Source organism: Streptomyces sp. WMMB303, from assembly GCF_029351045.1.
Taxonomy (GTDB): Bacteria; Actinomycetota; Actinomycetes; order Streptomycetales; family Streptomycetaceae; genus Streptomyces.
The window spans coordinates 4959234-4975434 of sequence record NZ_JARKIN010000001.1 but is presented as its reverse complement, the minus strand read 5'-3'; the positions used below and the strand labels follow the sequence as shown (position 1 = coordinate 4975434).

The window sequence follows — 16201 nt, the reverse complement described above, 5'->3', positions numbered from 1 at the left end:
TCCCGCACCCGGTCCGTCCCGGCCCGCCCACTGCGGCGGGGCCGGGGCGGACCCGCGGGCAGGCGCCGACTGCCTGCCCGCGGCCGGGCCCCAGCGCCCGGTGCCCGCCGAGCGATCCATACGGAACCCTGACGCCCGGCCCCGCCCGCGCCGCATGACCAGGAACGGAAAGCGGTGACAATAGGGGGCATGGTGTCCGGAACGCAGCAGCAGCGGCGGCGGGGACGGCTGCGGGTCTTCCTCGGCGCGGCGCCCGGCGTCGGCAAGACCTACGCCGTGCTCTCCGAGGCGCACCGCCGGATGGAGCGGGGCACCGACGTGGTGGTCGGGTTCGTCGAGCACCACGACCGTCCGCGGACCGAGGCGCTGCTGCACGGGCTGGAGCAGGTGCCGCGCCGCGGGACCACACACCGCGGCACGGACCTCACCGAGATGGACACCGACGCGGTGCTCGCCCGCCGCCCCGCCGTGGCCGTCGTGGACGAACTGGCCCACACCAACGTGCCCGGCTCCCGGAACGCCAAGCGCTGGCAGGACGTCGAGGAACTGCTCGCCGCGGGGATCGACGTCGTCTCCACCGTCAACATCCAGCACCTGGAGTCGCTCGGCGACGTGGTGGAGTCCATCACCGGCGTCCGGCAGCGCGAGACCGTGCCCGACGAGGTGGTGCGGCGCGCCGACCAGATCGAACTGGTCGACATGTCGCCACAGGCGCTGCGCCGCCGGATGGCGCACGGCAACGTCTACGCCCCGGACAAGGTCGACGCGGCCCTGTCCAACTACTTCCGGCCCGGCAACCTGACCGCCCTGCGCGAACTGGCCCTGCTGTGGACGGCCGACCGGGTCGACGAGTACCTCCAGCAGTACCGCTCCGAGCACCGCATACGCACCACCTGGCAGGCCCGCGAGCGGATCGTCGTCGGGCTCACCGGCGGTCCCGAGGGCCGCACCCTCATCCGCCGCGCCGCCCGGATGGCCGCCAAGGGCTCGGGCAGCGAGATCCTGGCCGTCCACATCTCCCACGCCGACGGCCTCACCCCCGCCTCCCCGCAGGAACTCGCCGTCCAGCGCACCCTCGTGGAGGACCTGGGCGGTACGTACCACCACGTCATCGGCGACGACATCCCCCAGGCCCTGCTGGAGTTCGCGCGGGGCCACAACGCCACCCAGATCGTGCTCGGCTCCTCCCGCCGCCGGACCTGGCAGTACGTGTTCGGACCCGGGGTCGGCGCCACCGTCGCCCGGGACTCGGGACCGGACCTGGACGTGCACATCGTCACCCACGAGGAGGTCGCCCGGGGGCGCGGGCTGCCCGGCACCCGGGCGGCCCGGCTGGGCACGGCGCGCGTCGTCGCCGGCTGGCTGACCGCCTTCGGGGCTCCCGTGCTGCTGACGTTCCTGATGCTGGCCACCGAGCCGGGCATCGGCTTCGCCAACGACGTGCTGCTCTTCCTGGTGCTCACGGTCACCGCCGGACTCGTGGGCGGACTGCTGCCGGCGCTGGCCTCCGCCGCGGTCTGCTCGGCGCTGCTGAACTACTTCTTCACCGAGCCGGTCCGTACCTGGACCATCAGCGACGGCCGCAACGTCGTCTCGCTCGCCGTCTTCTTCGCCGTCGCCGTGGCCGTCGCCTCGGTGGTGGACGTGGCGGCCCGGCGCACCCAGCAGGCGGCCAGGCTGCGCGCCGAGTCGGAGATCCTCTCCGCGCTGGCGGGCAGCGTGCTGCGCGGCGAGGCCCCGCACGCGGGCGGCGGCCCGGGCAGCGGGCCCAGCCTGGAGGCGCTCCTGGAGCGGGTCAGGGAGACCTTCGCCATGGACGGTGTCGCCCTGCTGGAGCGCACCGCCGAGCGGGCCGCCTGGACCTGCGCGGGCAGCGTCGGCACCACGGGCTCCGGCAAGCGGCTGGCCGCGCCGGAGGACGGCGAGACGGACATGCCGGTCGGCGACAGCATGATGCTGGTGCTCTCCGGGCGGGTGCTGCCCGCCGAGGACCGCAGGGTGCTCGCCGCGTTCGCCGCACAGGCCGCCGGGGTGCTCGACCGGCAGCGGCTGCTGGGCGAGGCCGAACAGGCCCGCGAGCTGGCCGAGGGCAACCGGATCCGCACCGCGCTGCTGGCCGCCGTCTCGCACGACCTGCGCACCCCGCTGGCGGCCATCAAGGCGTCCGTCTCCTCGCTGCGCTCCGACGACGTGCAGTGGTCGGCGGAGGACGAGGCGGAGCTGCTGGGGGCGATCGAGGAGGGCGCGGACAGGCTGGACAACCTCGTCGGCAATCTGCTGGACATGTCCCGGCTGCACACCGGCACCGTCCGGCCGCACATCAAGGACATCAGCCTGGAGGAGGTCGTGCCCAAGGCTCTGGGCGGCGTGCCCGAGGGCAGCGTGCGGCTGGCCGTCGCCGAGGCGCTGCCGCTGGTCGCCGTCGATCCGGGGCTGCTGGAGCGCACGGTCGCCAACCTGGTGGAGAACGCGGTCAAGTACAGCCCGGAGGGGAAGAAGGTGCTGGTGCGCGCGAGCGCGCTGGCCGACCGGGTCGAGCTGCGCTGCACCGACCGCGGCCCCGGGGTGCCCGACAGCGACAAGGACCGCATCTTCGAACCCTTTCAGCGCTATGGCGACGCACCCGGCGGTGCCGGGGTCGGCCTCGGCCTGGCCGTCGCCCGCGGCTTCGCCGAGGCGATGGGCGGCACGCTGGAGGCCGAGGACACCCCCGGGGGTGGCATGACCATGGTGCTCACTCTGCGCGCGGCGCACGGCCGTGGACCCGCGCGCGGCCGGCTGCCGGCCGGCACCGGCAGACCGCAGCTCCAGTCGCAGCGCTCCGGCGCCTGAGCGGTACAACGGAATCGAGAGGAAGAAGAATGCACCGGGTGCTCGTGGTCGACGACGAACCCCAGATCGTCCGCGCCCTCGTGATCAACCTCAAGGCGCGCAAATACGAGGTGGACGCCGCGCACGACGGCGCGACCGCGCTGCGCATGGCGGCCGACCGGCATCCCGACGCCGTCGTCCTGGACCTGGGCCTGCCCGACATGGACGGCGTGGACGTCATCCACGGCATCCGCGGCTGGACCCGGGTGCCGATCCTGGTGCTCTCCGCGCGGCAGACCTCCGACGAGAAGGTGGAGGCGCTGGACGCGGGAGCCGACGACTATGTCACCAAGCCGTTCGGCATGGACGAGCTGCTGGCGCGGCTGCGCGCCGCCGTCCGGCGCGCGGAGCCCCCGGCCGGGATGCCGGACGGATCCGGGGTCATCGAGACCCGGACCTTCACCGTCGACCTGGCGGCGAAGAAGGTGCACCGCGACGGCGGCGACGTACGGCTCACCCCGACCGAGTGGCACCTGCTGGAGGTGCTGGTCCGCAGCCCCGGGCGGCTGGTGAGCCAGAAGCAGCTGCTCAGGGAGGTCTGGGGCCCCTCCTACGGCACCGAGACCAACTACCTGCGCGTCTACATGGCCCAGCTCCGCCGCAAACTGGAGGCGGACCCCTCGCACCCCCGGCACTTCGTGACCGAGGCCGGCATGGGCTACCGCTTCGAGATGTGAGCAGGCGAGTCCGGCGCCCCGGTATACGACGTGCCGACGGGCGGGGGAGACGCGCCGCCGTCCGGCGGTACCCTGGCGGTTATGACTGGCGCCACCCGAGAGCAGCGGGGCACGGGAAGTGGGCGGTTCCGACGGTTCCTGGAACGGCTCTCCTCCTCGGAGGAGGACCTGCGCTCGGCCGAGCTGCGTGAGGAAGCCGAGGACACCGGCTGTGCCCGGATCTCCGAATGCTCCGACCGCGAGATGGTGCGGGTAACCGGTACGCTGCGCACCGTGACGCTGCGGCCACGCGCCGGAGTGCCCACCCTGGAGGCCGAGCTGTTCGACGGGTCGGCCTCGCTGGACGTCGTCTGGCTGGGCCGCCGCTCCATCGCGGGGATCGAGCCGGGCCGCAAGCTGATCGCCTGGGGGCGGATCACCGTCAACCACGGCCGCCCCGTCATGTTCAACCCGAAGTACGAGCTGCGACCCCTCGGACAGGAGTAGCGGGTGACCCTTCCCGACAAGCGGACCGAAGCGCAGGAGCCGGACGACCGGCCGGCCGGCGGGACCGGCTCGCAGGCCCCGGAGGAGAACGGATCGCAGGCCGTCACGGAAGCGGCGCTGTTCGAGGCGTTCGGCGGGGTGCGGGGCCTGGTCGAGACGACGGTGCCTGGCCTGGTGTTCATCGCGATGTACACGGTGAACAAGGACATCCACACCGCCGCGATCACAGCGCTGGTGCTCTCCGGTGTGATGGTCGTCTTCCGGCTGCTGCGCAAGGACACCGTCAAGCACGCCTTCAGCGGGATCTTCGGCGTCGGCTTCGGCGTGCTCTTCGCGATGATGACGGGCAACGCCAAGGACTTCTACCTGCCGGGCATGCTCTACACGCTGGGCCTGGCGCTCGCCTACCTCGTCACCGCCATGGCGGGCGTGCCGCTGCTCGGCCTGGTGCTCGGTCCGGTGTTCAAGGAGAACCTCTCCTGGCGCAAGCGCAACCCCGGCCGCAAGAAGGCGTACACCAAGGCGAGCTACGCCTGGGGATTCATCCTGCTCGGCAAGTCGGCCGTGCTCTTCCCGCTCTACTTCTGGGGCGAGACCACCCAGTTCGGCTGGGTCACCGTCATCCTGAAGATCCCGCCGTTCCTGCTGGCCGTCTACCTCACCTGGATCTTCCTGGCGAAGGCGCCGCCGCCGATCAATGTCATCGCCGAGCTGGAGGCCGAGGAGGAAGCGGCCAAGGCCGAGAAGGCCGCCGCGCAGGCCGCCACGGCGGAGGCGGGCACGACCGGCCGGCACCGCCGCTGAACCGCGCCGGCGCCGCCGTCGACGCGCACGCGCTCGCCCCGCGCTCCGGCTGAACGGGCCAACCGGACCGCCTGCCGCACCCTCCTCGCCGCCGCGGGGAAGGATCTCCGCGACGCGCACGGCGACACGGAGGCGAGGCGCCATGGACGAATCCACCCTGCGGCCCGGGACGCCCACGGACGGAGCGGCCCCGCACAGGGTACGCAGGAGCGTGCTGCGGACCGCCCTGGCGACCGCCGCGGCGCTCGGTTCGGGCACCCTCGCCGCGTGCGGCTCCGACGACGAGGGCGACACGTCCCCGTTCACCGGCGAAGGGCACAAGAGCGGCCGGGTGCTGGCCGTGAAGGTCGACAACGTGGCCGCGGCCCGCCCGCAGAACGGTCTGGACCATGCCGACATCGTCTACACCGAGCAGGTCGAGGCCGGGCTCAGCCGCATCCTGGCCGTCTTCGCCTCCGACGTCCCCGCCACCGTCGGCCCGGTGCGCAGCGCCCGCGAATCCGACATCGAACTGCTGCGCCAGTTCGGCGAGCCGGCCCTGGCGTTCTCCGGCGTGCAGAGCAAACTCCTGCCGACCCTGGAGGCGGCACCGCTGCGGCTGCTGCCGCCCGGCGAGCTGTCCGACGGCTACGAGCGGGACCCGGGCCGCCGGGTCCCGCACAACCTCTGTCTCAAGGCGCGCCGCGCCGAGCAGGCCGCCGACGGCGCCTCCGCGCCCCGGGACATCGGCTACCGCTTCGGGTCCGCACCCGGCGGCGGCCGGGCCACCGACCGGCACACCGTCCGCTACCCCGGGGCCCGCTTCACCTTCACCTGGTCCGGCGACCGGGGCCGCTGGCTGGTGGCGATGGACGGATCCCCGGCACGCGCCCGCGAGGGCGGACGGCTCGCCCCCGCCACCGTCGTGATCCAGTACGTGACCGTCCGCCCGTCCCGCTTCCACGACAGTTCCGGCAGCGTCACCCCTTACACCGAGACCGTCGGCTCCGGCGACGCCCTGGTGCTGCGGGACGGCACGGCGTACGAAGCACACTGGTCGCGCCCCTCGGCGAGCGACGGCACCACCTTCACCCGGGCGGACGGCGGAGAGCGGCTGCCCTTCGCGCGCGGTCAGGTGTGGGTCGCGCTGGTGAAGAAGGGCTGACCGCGCCGCTCGCGTCCGCGCGCCGAGCCACCGCGGAAGCCGCCCACGGCAGACGCCTCAGCCCGCGGCTTCCGTCCCCGGCGAGCGCGCCCCGCACCCGCGGGGGCCGGCACCGGCGGGCCGACACCGCGGGGTCACCCGCGGGTCGAGAGCAGTTCCTCGAGCTGCTCCTCGCGTGCGGGAGCGGCCACGAAGAGGAGCTCGTCTCCCGCCTCCAGCACGTCGTCCGGATCCGGCGTCAGTACCCGGGAGCCGCGGATGATCGTCACCAAAGCGGTGTCCTCCGGCCAGCTCACATCACCCACACGCGTGCCCGCCAGCGTGGACTCCGGCGGCAGCGTCAGCTCCACGAGGTTCGCATCACCCTGCGAGAAGCGCAGCAGCCGCACCAGGTCGCCGACGCTGACGGCCTCCTCCACCAGAGCCGACATCAGGCGCGGAGTCGAGACGGCGACATCCACCCCCCACGACTCGTTGAACAGCCACTCGTTCTTCGGGTTGTTGACCCGGGCCACCACCCGGGGCACCCCGTACTCCGTCTTGGCCAACAGCGAGATCACCAGGTTGACCTTGTCGTCACCCGTTGCGGCGATCACCACATGGCAGCGCTCCAGCGCCGCCTCGTCCAGCGAGGTGATCTCGCACGCGTCCGCCAGCAGCCACTCCGCCTGGGGAACCCGCTCGACGGAGATGGCTGTCGGCGCCTTGTCGACGAGCAGGACCTCGTGCCCGTTCTCCAACAGCTCGCCCGCGACGGAGCGGCCCACCGCGCCCGCCCCGGCAATCGCCACTCTCATGCGTTCCCCTGGTTCGCTTCTCCGCCCGTCCGGCGGAGTGCGTGCGTCCTGCCCCGGCGCGGCTCTGCTGCCGCCCGCGTGCCGTTCACGACTCCGGCCCCACGGCGAAGACTTCCTCTACTTTTGCGACCTCGTCGCAGCGCATCATCACATGCACCAGGTCGCCCTCCTGCAGCACCGTCTGGGACGTCGGCAGTATGGCCTCGCCCAGCCGGGTGAGGAAAGCGATGCGCACTCCCGCCTCCTCCTGGAGCCGGCTGACCCGCTCGCCGACCCACGCCGCGGAGGTGTGCACTTCGGCGAGCTGCACGGCACCGCTCGGGTCCCGCCACAGCGGCTCCGAGCCGGACGGCAGCAGCCGGCGCAGCATCTGGTCCGCGGTCCAGCGCACCGTCGCGACGGTGGGGATGCCGAGGCGCTGGTAGACCTCCGCACGCCGCGGGTCGTAGATCCGCGCGGCCACATGCTTTGTGCCGAACATCTCACGTGCCACCCGGGCCGCGATGATGTTGGAGTTGTCGCCGCTGCTGACCGCGGCGAACGCCCCCGCCTCCTCTATGCCGGCCTCGCGCAGGGTGTCCTGATCGAAGCCGATCCCCGTGACCCGGCGTCCGCCGAACCCCGAGCCGAGGCGCCGGAACGCGGTGGGGTCCCGGTCGATGACCGCGACCGTGTGGCCCTGTCGCTCCAGGGTCTGCGCGAGCTCTGCTCCCACTCGCCCGCAGCCCATGATCACAATGTGCAACGCCCGTCCCTTCGTCCCGTACAGCGGGCCGTCTCAGCATCGCACGACTGACCGCATACGATCCTCTGCGTGTCCAGGATGACCGACGTACCGAAACGACTTCTCCTCGGGAGGGCGCTGCGCAGCGACAGGCTCGCCGAGACGCTCCTTCCCAAGCGTCTCGCCCTCCCCGTCTTCGCCTCAGACCCGCTGTCCTCGGTGGCGTACGCGCCGGGCGAGGTGCTGCTGGTCCTGTCGGTGGCGGGGGCCTCCGCCTACAGCTTCAGCCCGTGGATCGCGGTCGCGGTCGTCGTGCTGATGTTCACGGTGGTGGCCTCCTACCGGCAGAACGTCCGGGCGTATCCGAGCGGGGGCGGGGACTACGAAGTCGCGACCACGAACCTCGGCCGCCGGGCGGGCCTGACGGTCGCCAGCGCACTGCTGGTCGACTACGTGCTCACCGTGGCGGTCTCGATCTCCTCCGGGGTCGAGAACCTCGGCTCGGCCATCCCGTTCGTCGTCGAGCACAAGACGTTCTGCGCCGTCGCCGTGATCGTGCTGCTGACGCTGATGAACCTGCGGGGCGTGCGCGAGTCCGGCAAGCTGTTCGCCGTACCGACCTACTGCTTCGTCGCGGGCGTCTTCGGGCTGCTCGTGTGGGGGGTGGTGCGCGGAGTCATCCTGGGCGACGAGATGCGCGCCCCCACCGCCGACTACGAGATCCACACCGAACAGTCCGGCCTGGGCGCGTTCGCGCTGGCCTTCCTCCTGCTGCGGGCCTTCTCCTCCGGCTGTGCGGCGCTCACCGGCGTCGAGGCGATCAGCAACGGGGTGCCCGCCTTCCGCAAGCCCAAGTCGAAGAACGCCGCCACCACCCTGGCCCTGATGGGCGTGCTGGCGGTCACCATGTTCTGCGGCATCATCGCGCTGGCGCTGGCCACCAAGGTGCGGATGGCGGAGAACCCGGCCAAGGACCTGCTGATCGACGGCCGGCCCGCGGGCGCCGACTACACCCAGAACCCCGTCATCTCCCAGGTGGCGGCCGCGGTCTTCGGCGACGGGACGCTCCCCTTCGTCTACCTGGCCGCGGCCACCGCGCTGGTACTGTTCCTGGCCGCCAACACCGCCTACAACGGCTTCCCGCTGCTGGGCTCCATCCTGGCGCAGGACCGCTACCTGCCGCGGCAGTTGCACACCCGCGGCGACCGGCTCACCTTCTCCAACGGCATCGTGCTGCTCGCCGGCGCCGCGATCATACTCGTGGTCGTCTACGGGGCCGACTCCACCCGCCTGATCCAGCTCTACATCGTGGGCGTGTTCGTCTCCTTCACCCTCAGCCAGATCGGCATGGTCCGGCACTGGAACCGGCTGCTCGGCACGGAGACCGACTCCGCGCACCGCCACCGCATGCACCGCTCCCGCGCCATCAACACCTTCGGAGCCTTCTTCACCGGGCTGGTGCTGGTAGTGGTGCTGGTGACGAAGTTCTCCCACGGCGCGTGGGTCTCCCTGGTCGGCATGGGACTCTTCTACGTCGTGATGACCGCCATCCGCCGGCACTACGACGGAGTGTCCGAGGAACTGGCGGCCGAGGACCCCACCGAGGCGAAGCTGCGCCCCTCGCGGGTGCACTCCTTCGTGCTCGTATCCAAGATCCACAAACCCACGCTGCGCGCCCTGCGCTACGCCAAGCTGCTGCGCGCCGACACCCTCGAAGCCGTCACCGTCAACATGGACCAGGACGAGACGGAGCAGCTCCGCAGGGAGTGGGAGGAGAGTGGCATCGACATCCCGCTCACCATCCTCGACTCGCCCTACCGGGAGATCTCGCGCCCCGTCATCGACTACGTGAAGCGGCTGCGCCAGGAGCAGCCCCGCGACGTGGTGAGCGTCTTCATCCCGGAGTACGTGGTCGGCCACTGGTACGAGCACCTGCTGCACAACCAGAGCGCGTTGCGGCTCAAGGGCCGGCTGCTGTTCACACCCGGCGTCATGGTCACCTCGGTGCCCTATCAGCTGGAGTCCTCCGAGCTGGCCAAGAAGCGGGCCAGGCGCCGCGAGCAGTGGAACGCGCCCGGCTCCGTGCGCCGCGGTCCCGTCATCCAGCCGCGGAAGTCCCAGAAGGACGGCGGCAAGGGCGGCAAAGGCGGCAAGGGCCCCGGGAACGGGTCCGGGCCGCCGGGGAGCCTGACCCGGCAGCGCGGGAAGTAGACTCGGCGGCTGCGGCCCGGCGGCCCGCCCGCTCGGCCGGACCCGCATCCCGCCGCGCGGCGCCCCGGACCTCCCGTTCCCGTCGTCGCCCAGCCGTTCCTCAGTTCTTCCAGTCGTTTGGAGCCACGCCCCGATGCCCGAAGCCAGCGCGTCCGAAGAGCTCGCCCCCTCCCTGGTGGGGGAGGAGTACGAGGTCGAGGTCGGCCCGGTGGCGCACGGCGGCCACTGCGTCGCCCGTACCGGTGGCGGCCAGGTGCTCTTCGTCCGGCACACGCTGCCCGGCGAGCGGGTCGTCGCCCGGGTGACCGAGGGCCGCACCGACTCGCGCTTCCTGCGGGCCGACGCCGTCGACATCCTGGAACCGGCCAAGGACCGCGTCGAGGCACCCTGCCCCTTCTCGGGCCCCGGGCGCTGCGGCGGCTGCGACTGGCAGCACGTCAAGCCCGGCGCCCAGCGGCGCCTCAAGGCCGACGTGCTCACCGAACAGCTCCAGCGGCTCGCCGGGCTGACCCCCGAGGACGTCTCCTGGGACGGCACGGTCGAGCCCGCCCCGGGCGACAAGGTCGCCCCTGGCGAGGTCCCGGCCTGGCGCACCCGTATGCGTTACACCATCGATGACGACGGTCACGCCGGACTGCTCAAGCACCGCTCGCACGAGGTGCAGCGCATCGACCACTGCCTGATCGCCGCGCCCGAGGTCGAGGAGCTCGGCATCGAGGACCGCGAGTGGCCGCAGATCGCCACCGTCGACGCCATCGCCGCCACCGGCTCCGCGGACCGCCAGGTCGTCCTCACCCCCCGCCCCGGCGGCCGGCTGCCCCTCGTGGAGCTGAACCGCGAGGTCTCCGTCCTCCGGGTGGGCGAGAAGGACCGCGCCGTACACCGCGTCCACGGCCGCGACTTCGTCCGCGAGCGCGCCGACGGACGCACCTGGCGCATCGGTGAGGGCGGCTTCTGGCAGGTCCACCCCCGCGCCGCCGAGGTCCTGGTGGACGCCGTGATGCGCGGCCTCACCCCCCGCAAGGGCGAGACGGCACTGGACCTGTACTGCGGCGTCGGCCTGTTCGCCGGAGCGCTGGCCGACCGCCTCGGCGAGAAGGGCGCGGTGCTCGGCATCGAGTCGGGCAAGCGGGCGGTAGCGGACGCCCGCAAGAACCTCGAGGACTTCCCCCGGGTGCGCATCGAGCACGGCAAGGTCGACAAGGTCCTGCCGCGTACCGGCATCACCGAGGCCGACCTCGTCGTCCTCGACCCGCCCCGGACCGGCGCGGGCAAGCACATCGTCGACCAGATCACCGCACTCGGCCCGCGCCGTATCGCCTACGTCGCCTGCGACCCGGCCGCCCTCGCCCGCGACCTCTCCTACTTCGCCACCGCCGGCTACCGCCCCCGCTTCCTGCGCGCCTTCGACCTGTTTCCGATGACGCACCATGTGGAGTGCGTGGCCATTCTGGAGCCGGTGGGGAAGGGGGCCTGAACTGGGGGTCGGATGCCGGGTGGGCTGAGGGCCGCAGCAAGCAGGAACTCGCTGTCGAGGCCATCCGTGACGCTCAGGACCGGGCGGAGCTGAAGGTCGACGACGTCCTGGCCGAGCTGATGGACAGCGACGCGGAGATCCTGGACTACCTGGAGTGAACCGGCGTGCGCCACATCCGGATCGACGAGATCCTGGTCGTCGCCCGCACGGTCAACGGTACCGAGCACAGTGTGCGTGACATGGGCCTTCTGGTGTCGGCGGTCGAGCGGCCCCGGACAAACGTGTTCGGAGCCGAGCTGTACCCCACACTGCACGAGAAGGGCGCGGCGCTGCTGCACTCCGTCGCCCGCAACCACGCGCTGATCGACGGCAATAAGCGCACCGTTTGGCTCGCCATGCGCGTCTTCCTGCGGTTCAACGGCGTCAGTGCGGGTACCGCGCCGCCGCCCGTCCCCACCGCCGGTCCGTTCGTCGAGGACGTCGCGCAGGACAACACCGAGGTACCGGCCATCGCCAAGCACCTGTCGGCCTGGGTCCCCGTCGTCGTGCGGTAAGGGCGGGATCAGGTTCAGGAAGCGGTACGCGGGATGCGGGCCAGACTCTGCCGCATGAGGTTCGGGGTCCTTCACACCGGCGGGGGTGGCGCGGTGCTGTTGCGTACGACCATGCTCGTGGCCAGTTCCAGTCGCGTGGCCACCGGCTCCTGGGCCCGTAGCCGCATCAGCATCTGGGTGGCCTCCTCCGCCATCTGGCGCAGCGGCTGGTGGACCGTGGTCAGAGCCGGGCTGGCCCAGCGGGCGATGGACACGTCGTCGTAGCCGACCACGGACAGATCGTGGGGGACGCGCAGGCCCTGGACCCGGGCGGCTTCGAGCACGCCGAGTGCCTGGAGGTCGCTGCCGGCGAAGATCGCGGTGGGCCGCTGGGGCAGGGCCAGCATCTCGGCGGCGCGCTCGTATCCGCCCTCCACATGGAAGTCACCGAACATGACGAGTTCGGGGTCCACCTCCAATCCTCCCATCGACATGGCCGAGCGGAAGCCGTCCAGGCGTGCCAGGGAGCAGAGCATGTCCTCGGGTCCGGTGACGATCCCGATGCGTTGGTGTCCCGACTCGATGAGGTGGCGGGTGGCAGCCAGGCCGCCGTTCCAGTTGGCGGAGCCGACCGAGGGCACGTCGGGGTCCGGGTCGCCCGCCGGATCGACGATGACGAACGGGATGGAACGCGCCCTGAGTTGTTGTTTCACTTCGTCGGGCAGGGTGGAGAGGACCAGGATGACGCCGAGCGGTCGACGTTGGAGCATCGCTTCCGTCCAGTCGGGGCCGGGCGCGTGGCGGGTTCCGCTCTCGGTGAGGACGACTCCGGCGTCGTGGACCTTGGCGATGTTCTCCACTCCCCGGATCAGCTCCATCGCCCAGATGCTCTCCAGCTCGTGGAACACGATCTCGATGAGGGGCGCCTCGCCGGCGGACCGTGTGGTGCGTCGGTACGCGTAGGCCTCCAGCAGGTGTTCCACCTTCATACGGGTGGGGGCCGCCACATCCTGTCTCCCGTTGAGGACTTTCGAAACTGTCGAGATGGAGACGCCTGCCCGTTCGGCAACCTGCGCCAGAGTGATGCGGCCCGTCTCCTCGTCATCGCGCATGCCCAGGAGCATAGAGCACGGTCCGAGCGGCGCCGGAAGGTAACGCTTGGATAACGCGATGACCGAGGGTTGACCCCCCAGATGCCGAGTCCTAGCGTCCCCAGTCAAGAAGTTTCGGAAAGTACTCCGAAACAGTTTCGAGAGGCGGGTCGATGAAGCAACGCGCACGGTTCTCCCGGACCGTTCTCGTCGGTGGTGCGGCGCTGGCCCTGGTGGTATCCCTGTCCGGATGCGGAGGAGGCTCCGACGCGGCCGGCGATGACGCCATCCACGTCCTGGTCTACGGGGACGCCGCGAACAAGGTCGAGAAAGAGCTCGTCGCCACCTTCAACAAGACGTCGGAGGTGAAGGTCGTCCTGGACACGATCCCGGGCGCCGACTATCAGGCGAAGCTGCAGACGATCATCAGGAGCAAGCAGGCCCCGGACGTCTTCTTCAACTGGGGCGGTGGCAGCATCAAGCCGTTCGTCGACGCAGGTCTGCTGCTCCCACTGGACCCCTTCGTCGCCAAAAACCCCGACCTCAAGGCGAAGTTCCTGCCGTCGGTGTTCAACAGTGCCGTGGTCGACGGCAAGTCCTACGGGATCCCCATGCGCGGCACGCAGCCTGTGCTGCTGTTCAACAACGGCGAGGTCCTCAGGAAGGCGGGCGTTCAGCCCCCGAAGACCTGGGACGAGCTGTTGGAGGCGGTCGAGGCGCTGAAGGCCGACGGTGTCACCCCGATCGCACTGGGCGGCGGAGACCGCTGGCCGACCCTGATGTGGTTCGAGTACCTCTACGACCGCATCGCCGGCCCGGGGCTCTTCCAGAAGGCCCTGGACGGCGACAAGAGTGCCTGGGCGAGCCCGGACAGCCGCAAGGCACTGGGCAAGATCAGGGAACTGGTCGATGCCGGGGCCTTCGGCACCAACTACGACTCGGTCAAGTTCACCGACCAGGGCTCCCCGACGCTCCTGGCAGCCGGCAAAGCCGGCTTCGAGCTGATGGGCTCCTGGGAGTACTCGACACAGCAGGACGCGCACCCTGAGTTCGCGAAGAGCGACCTCGGATACGGCGCCTTTCCCGCCGTCGAGGGGGGCAAGGGGAATCGGGACAACCTCGTCGGCAATACCAACAATTTCTACTCGGTGCTGAAGAAGACCAAACACCCGGACGCCGTCGCCGAGTTCTTGAAGCTCATGTACTCGGACCAGTTCGTCAAGGCGCAGCTCGGTATCGGCAACCTGCCCACCACGACGAACACCGAACAGTTCCTGGACACCGCCGCCAGCCCGAAGTTCGCGAAGCTTCAGTACGACATGGTCGAGAACGCCCCGGCTTTCCAGCTCTCCTGGGACCAGGCCTACCCCCAGTCGGCGGCCACCGCGATGTACCGGGCCCTCCAGCAGTTCTTCAACGGCTCGACGGACGAGAACACCTTCATCGAGGCGATGCAGGCGTTGCCGACCTCGTGAGCGCATCCGAATCCGAACCCGGAACCCATGACATGACCCGAACCGCCATCCCCCGGAAGAACAACGGGACGGTCAGGAAGGCCACCCCGTCCCGCTACGGAGCGGGCCGTCCGGGACTGCTCTGGGCGGCCCCCGCAGCTGTCTTCTTCGGCCTCTTCGCCATCATCCCGCTCATCATGGTCGCTGTGCTGTCCTTCACGGCCTGGGACGGTCTGAGCGATCCGGAGTTCGTCGGCCTCGCCAACTGGCGGACGCTCCTCGACGATCCCCTCATGGCCAAGAGCCTCTGGCTGAGCGTCCTGATCACCGCGCTCGGCGTCATCGTCCAGACCGCGCTGAGCATCCTGCTCGGAGTCTGGGCGGCGGGGCACCAGCGCAACCGGGCCGTCCTGTCCGCCATCTACGTCGTCCCGCTGCTGCTCTCCATCGCGGCGGTGTCCGTACTGTGGCGCGCCCTTCTCGACCCCAACCTCGGGGTCCCCGCGCAGGTGCCCTGGTTGTTCGGCGACGGAAACCTGTTCGGGACGCAGTCCAGCGCGATCGCCGTCCTGGTCTTCGTCAGCACCTGGCAGTTCACCCCGCTGCACACGCTGATCTATCAAGGCGCGGCGCGCGCGGTGCCGCCGGTGCTCTACCAGGCGGCGGAGATCGACGGTGCCGGACGTGTGCGGCAGTTCTTCCATGTCACCCTGCCGCAGCTACGCAACGCGATCATCACTTCGACGATTCTCATGGTGGTCGGCGGGCTCACGACCTTCGACACCGTGCTCATCCTGACCCAGGGCGGGCCGGGGAGCGACACCACCATCAGTGCGTACTACATGTACCAGAAGGCGTTCAAGAGCTTCGACTACGGATCGGCATCCGCCATCGCCCTCCTCCTGGTTCTCGTCTCCACACTGATCTCGTTGATCGTCGCGCGACTCTCGGGCTACGACAAGATGCGCAGCACCATGGAGGGACTGTGAGCAAGAGCCGTCCCAACCACCTCGCCGGCTTCGGCTCAGGCCTCTGGCTCCTCGTGGTGGGCCTGCCGCTGTACGTGATGCTGATCGCCACGTTCCAGTCGCGCCCCGACTACGCAGCGAACGGCCCACTGGCCTTCCCCGAGCACCTCACGCTCGACAACTACATCAAGGACCTCAACAGCGGCTTCGCGCAGTACTTCCTCAACACCGTCATCGTCACGGCCTGCGTGGTGGGAATCGTCCTCCTCCTCGTCCCGCCACTGGCGTACACGATCGTCAGAAGCCGGGGCCGGATCGCCTCCACGGTCTTCCGGCTGTTCCTCCTGGGCCTGGCGATCCCCTCGCAGGCAGTCATCGTCCCGATGTTCTTCGTCATCAGCGAGGCCGGTCTCTACGACAACCTCATCGGCGTCATCCTCCCGACGGCGGCCTTCGCCATGCCGGTGTGCGCCCTGATCCTCACCGGGGTGATGCGGGACATCACCCCCGACCTGTACGAGGCCATGACGGTGGACGGCGCCTCGTCACGACGGATCTTCTTCCAACTGGTGCTGCCACTGTCCAGAAGCGGCCTCGCGACGATCATCGTCTTCTCCGCACTCCAGGCGTGGAACGGCTTCCTCTTCCCCCTGGTGCTGACACAGTCCGCCGAGACCAAAGTGATCACCCTGGGGCTCTACGAGTTCCAGACCGAGCACGGCGTCGACACTCCCGGTCTGCTCGCCGCGGTCGTCCTGTCCATGCTCCCCATCCTGCTCGTCTACCTGTTCGCTCGTCGTGCCCTGGTTCAGGGGCTGATGGGGGTCGGAGGAAAGTGACCACCAACATGGACAACACCGGTGCGCCGACGACCGCCGCTCCCCGGACACCGAGCTCCGGGGCCGCGGACCATGGCACCGGGCCTTGGCACGATCCAGCCCGCACCCCCGAGGACCGAGCTGAC

The 16201-nt window shown here is 70.5% G+C and carries 15 protein-coding genes; 12 read left to right on the top strand and 3 right to left on the bottom strand.

Annotated elements, in window-relative coordinates; genetic code table 11:
• Positions 1-189 precede the first annotated feature (189 nt).
• The 5 genes from P2424_RS21930 (at position 190) to P2424_RS21910 (ending at position 5982) form a co-directional block, all read left to right on the top strand.
• Positions 190-2832: an ATP-binding protein gene (locus P2424_RS21930; protein WP_276477463.1), complete on the top strand. Its 2643-nt coding sequence runs from the start codon at positions 190-192 to the stop codon at positions 2830-2832.
• Positions 2833-2861: 29 nt separating this feature from the next.
• Entirely contained in the window at positions 2862-3548 is a 687-nt protein-coding gene (locus P2424_RS21925) for a response regulator (RefSeq protein WP_276477462.1), read from the top strand.
• An 81-nt stretch (positions 3549-3629) separates the two neighbouring features.
• Positions 3630-4034, top strand: coding sequence for an OB-fold nucleic acid binding domain-containing protein (locus P2424_RS21920; protein ID WP_276477461.1), 405 nt, complete (start codon positions 3630-3632; stop codon positions 4032-4034).
• Between the two features lie 3 nt (positions 4035-4037).
• Complete coding sequence (locus tag P2424_RS21915) at positions 4038-4838, top strand: DUF3159 domain-containing protein (RefSeq protein WP_276477460.1); 801 nt, start codon at positions 4038-4040, stop codon at positions 4836-4838.
• Between the two features lie 142 nt (positions 4839-4980).
• A complete protein-coding gene (locus P2424_RS21910) occupies positions 4981-5982 on the top strand; it encodes a DUF3048 domain-containing protein (RefSeq protein WP_276477459.1) in 1002 nt (333 codons plus the stop codon).
• Positions 5983-6116: 134 nt separating this feature from the next.
• Here P2424_RS21910 and P2424_RS21905 read toward each other — a convergent pair whose 3' ends face one another.
• Together P2424_RS21905 and P2424_RS21900 are read right to left on the bottom strand one after the other, a co-directional pair.
• Entirely contained in the window at positions 6117-6779 is a 663-nt protein-coding gene (locus P2424_RS21905; protein WP_276477458.1) for a TrkA family potassium uptake protein, read from the bottom strand.
• An 85-nt stretch (positions 6780-6864) separates the two neighbouring features.
• On the bottom strand, positions 6865-7524 hold the full coding sequence (locus tag P2424_RS21900; protein WP_075003329.1) for a TrkA family potassium uptake protein: 660 nt from the start codon (positions 7522-7524) through the stop codon (positions 6865-6867).
• A gap of 69 nt (positions 7525-7593) precedes the next feature.
• Between P2424_RS21900 and P2424_RS21895 the strand changes: the two genes are divergently transcribed.
• From P2424_RS21895 to P2424_RS21880, 4 genes are all read left to right on the top strand, one after another.
• On the top strand, positions 7594-9714 hold the full coding sequence (locus P2424_RS21895; RefSeq protein ID WP_276477457.1) for an APC family permease: 2121 nt from the start codon (positions 7594-7596) through the stop codon (positions 9712-9714).
• A 133-nt stretch (positions 9715-9847) separates the two neighbouring features.
• Positions 9848-11191 carry a TRAM domain-containing protein gene (locus P2424_RS21890; RefSeq protein WP_276477456.1) on the top strand — a complete coding sequence of 448 codons (1344 nt, stop codon included), beginning with the start codon at positions 9848-9850 and terminating at the stop codon, positions 11189-11191.
• Positions 11152-11349: a hypothetical protein gene (locus P2424_RS21885; RefSeq protein ID WP_276477455.1), complete on the top strand. Its 198-nt coding sequence runs from the start codon at positions 11152-11154 to the stop codon at positions 11347-11349. The genes P2424_RS21890 and P2424_RS21885 overlap by 40 nt, the downstream gene beginning before the upstream one ends.
• A gap of 6 nt (positions 11350-11355) precedes the next feature.
• Positions 11356-11745 carry a Fic family protein gene (locus P2424_RS21880; RefSeq protein WP_276477454.1) on the top strand — a complete coding sequence of 130 codons (390 nt, stop codon included), beginning with the start codon at positions 11356-11358 and terminating at the stop codon, positions 11743-11745.
• Positions 11746-11816: 71 nt separating this feature from the next.
• On the opposite strand, the gene P2424_RS21875 is transcribed toward P2424_RS21880, so the two are convergent.
• Positions 11817-12848, bottom strand: a complete 1032-nt coding sequence (locus P2424_RS21875) for a LacI family DNA-binding transcriptional regulator (protein WP_276477453.1) — start codon at positions 12846-12848, stop codon at positions 11817-11819.
• A 140-nt stretch (positions 12849-12988) separates the two neighbouring features.
• On the opposite strand from P2424_RS21875, the gene P2424_RS21870 reads away from it, so the two are divergent.
• The 3 genes from P2424_RS21870 to P2424_RS21860 are packed head-to-tail and all read left to right on the top strand — an operon-like array spanning position 12989 to position 16076.
• Positions 12989-14290, top strand: coding sequence for an extracellular solute-binding protein (locus P2424_RS21870; protein ID WP_276477452.1), 1302 nt, complete (start codon positions 12989-12991; stop codon positions 14288-14290).
• Positions 14291-14322: 32 nt separating this feature from the next.
• Positions 14323-15258: a sugar ABC transporter permease gene (locus tag P2424_RS21865; RefSeq protein WP_276477451.1), complete on the top strand. Its 936-nt coding sequence runs from the start codon at positions 14323-14325 to the stop codon at positions 15256-15258.
• Positions 15255-16076 carry a carbohydrate ABC transporter permease gene (locus P2424_RS21860; RefSeq protein ID WP_276477450.1) on the top strand — a complete coding sequence of 274 codons (822 nt, stop codon included), beginning with the start codon at positions 15255-15257 and terminating at the stop codon, positions 16074-16076. Before P2424_RS21865 ends, P2424_RS21860 begins: the two co-directional genes overlap by 4 nt.
• Positions 16077-16201 lie beyond the last annotated feature (125 nt).

What these genes read in the sequence shown, in the direction of transcription:
- P2424_RS21890 (WP_276477456.1), top strand. Translation starts at nt 9,848, where the DNA reads ATGCCCGAAGCCAGCGCGTCCGAAGAGCTCGCCCCCTCCCTGGTGGGG.
- P2424_RS21905 (WP_276477458.1), bottom strand. Translation starts at nt 6,779, where the DNA reads ATGAGAGTGGCGATTGCCGGGGCGGGCGCGGTGGGCCGCTCCGTCGCG.
- P2424_RS21930 (WP_276477463.1), top strand. Translation starts at nt 190, where the DNA reads ATGGTGTCCGGAACGCAGCAGCAGCGGCGGCGGGGACGGCTGCGGGTC.
- P2424_RS21865 (WP_276477451.1), top strand. Translation starts at nt 14,323, where the DNA reads ATGACCCGAACCGCCATCCCCCGGAAGAACAACGGGACGGTCAGGAAG.
- P2424_RS21925 (WP_276477462.1), top strand. Translation starts at nt 2,862, where the DNA reads ATGCACCGGGTGCTCGTGGTCGACGACGAACCCCAGATCGTCCGCGCC.
- P2424_RS21910 (WP_276477459.1), top strand. Translation starts at nt 4,981, where the DNA reads ATGGACGAATCCACCCTGCGGCCCGGGACGCCCACGGACGGAGCGGCC.
- P2424_RS21875 (WP_276477453.1), bottom strand. Translation starts at nt 12,848, where the DNA reads ATGCTCCTGGGCATGCGCGATGACGAGGAGACGGGCCGCATCACTCTG.
- P2424_RS21870 (WP_276477452.1), top strand. Translation starts at nt 12,989, where the DNA reads ATGAAGCAACGCGCACGGTTCTCCCGGACCGTTCTCGTCGGTGGTGCG.
- P2424_RS21920 (WP_276477461.1), top strand. Translation starts at nt 3,630, where the DNA reads ATGACTGGCGCCACCCGAGAGCAGCGGGGCACGGGAAGTGGGCGGTTC.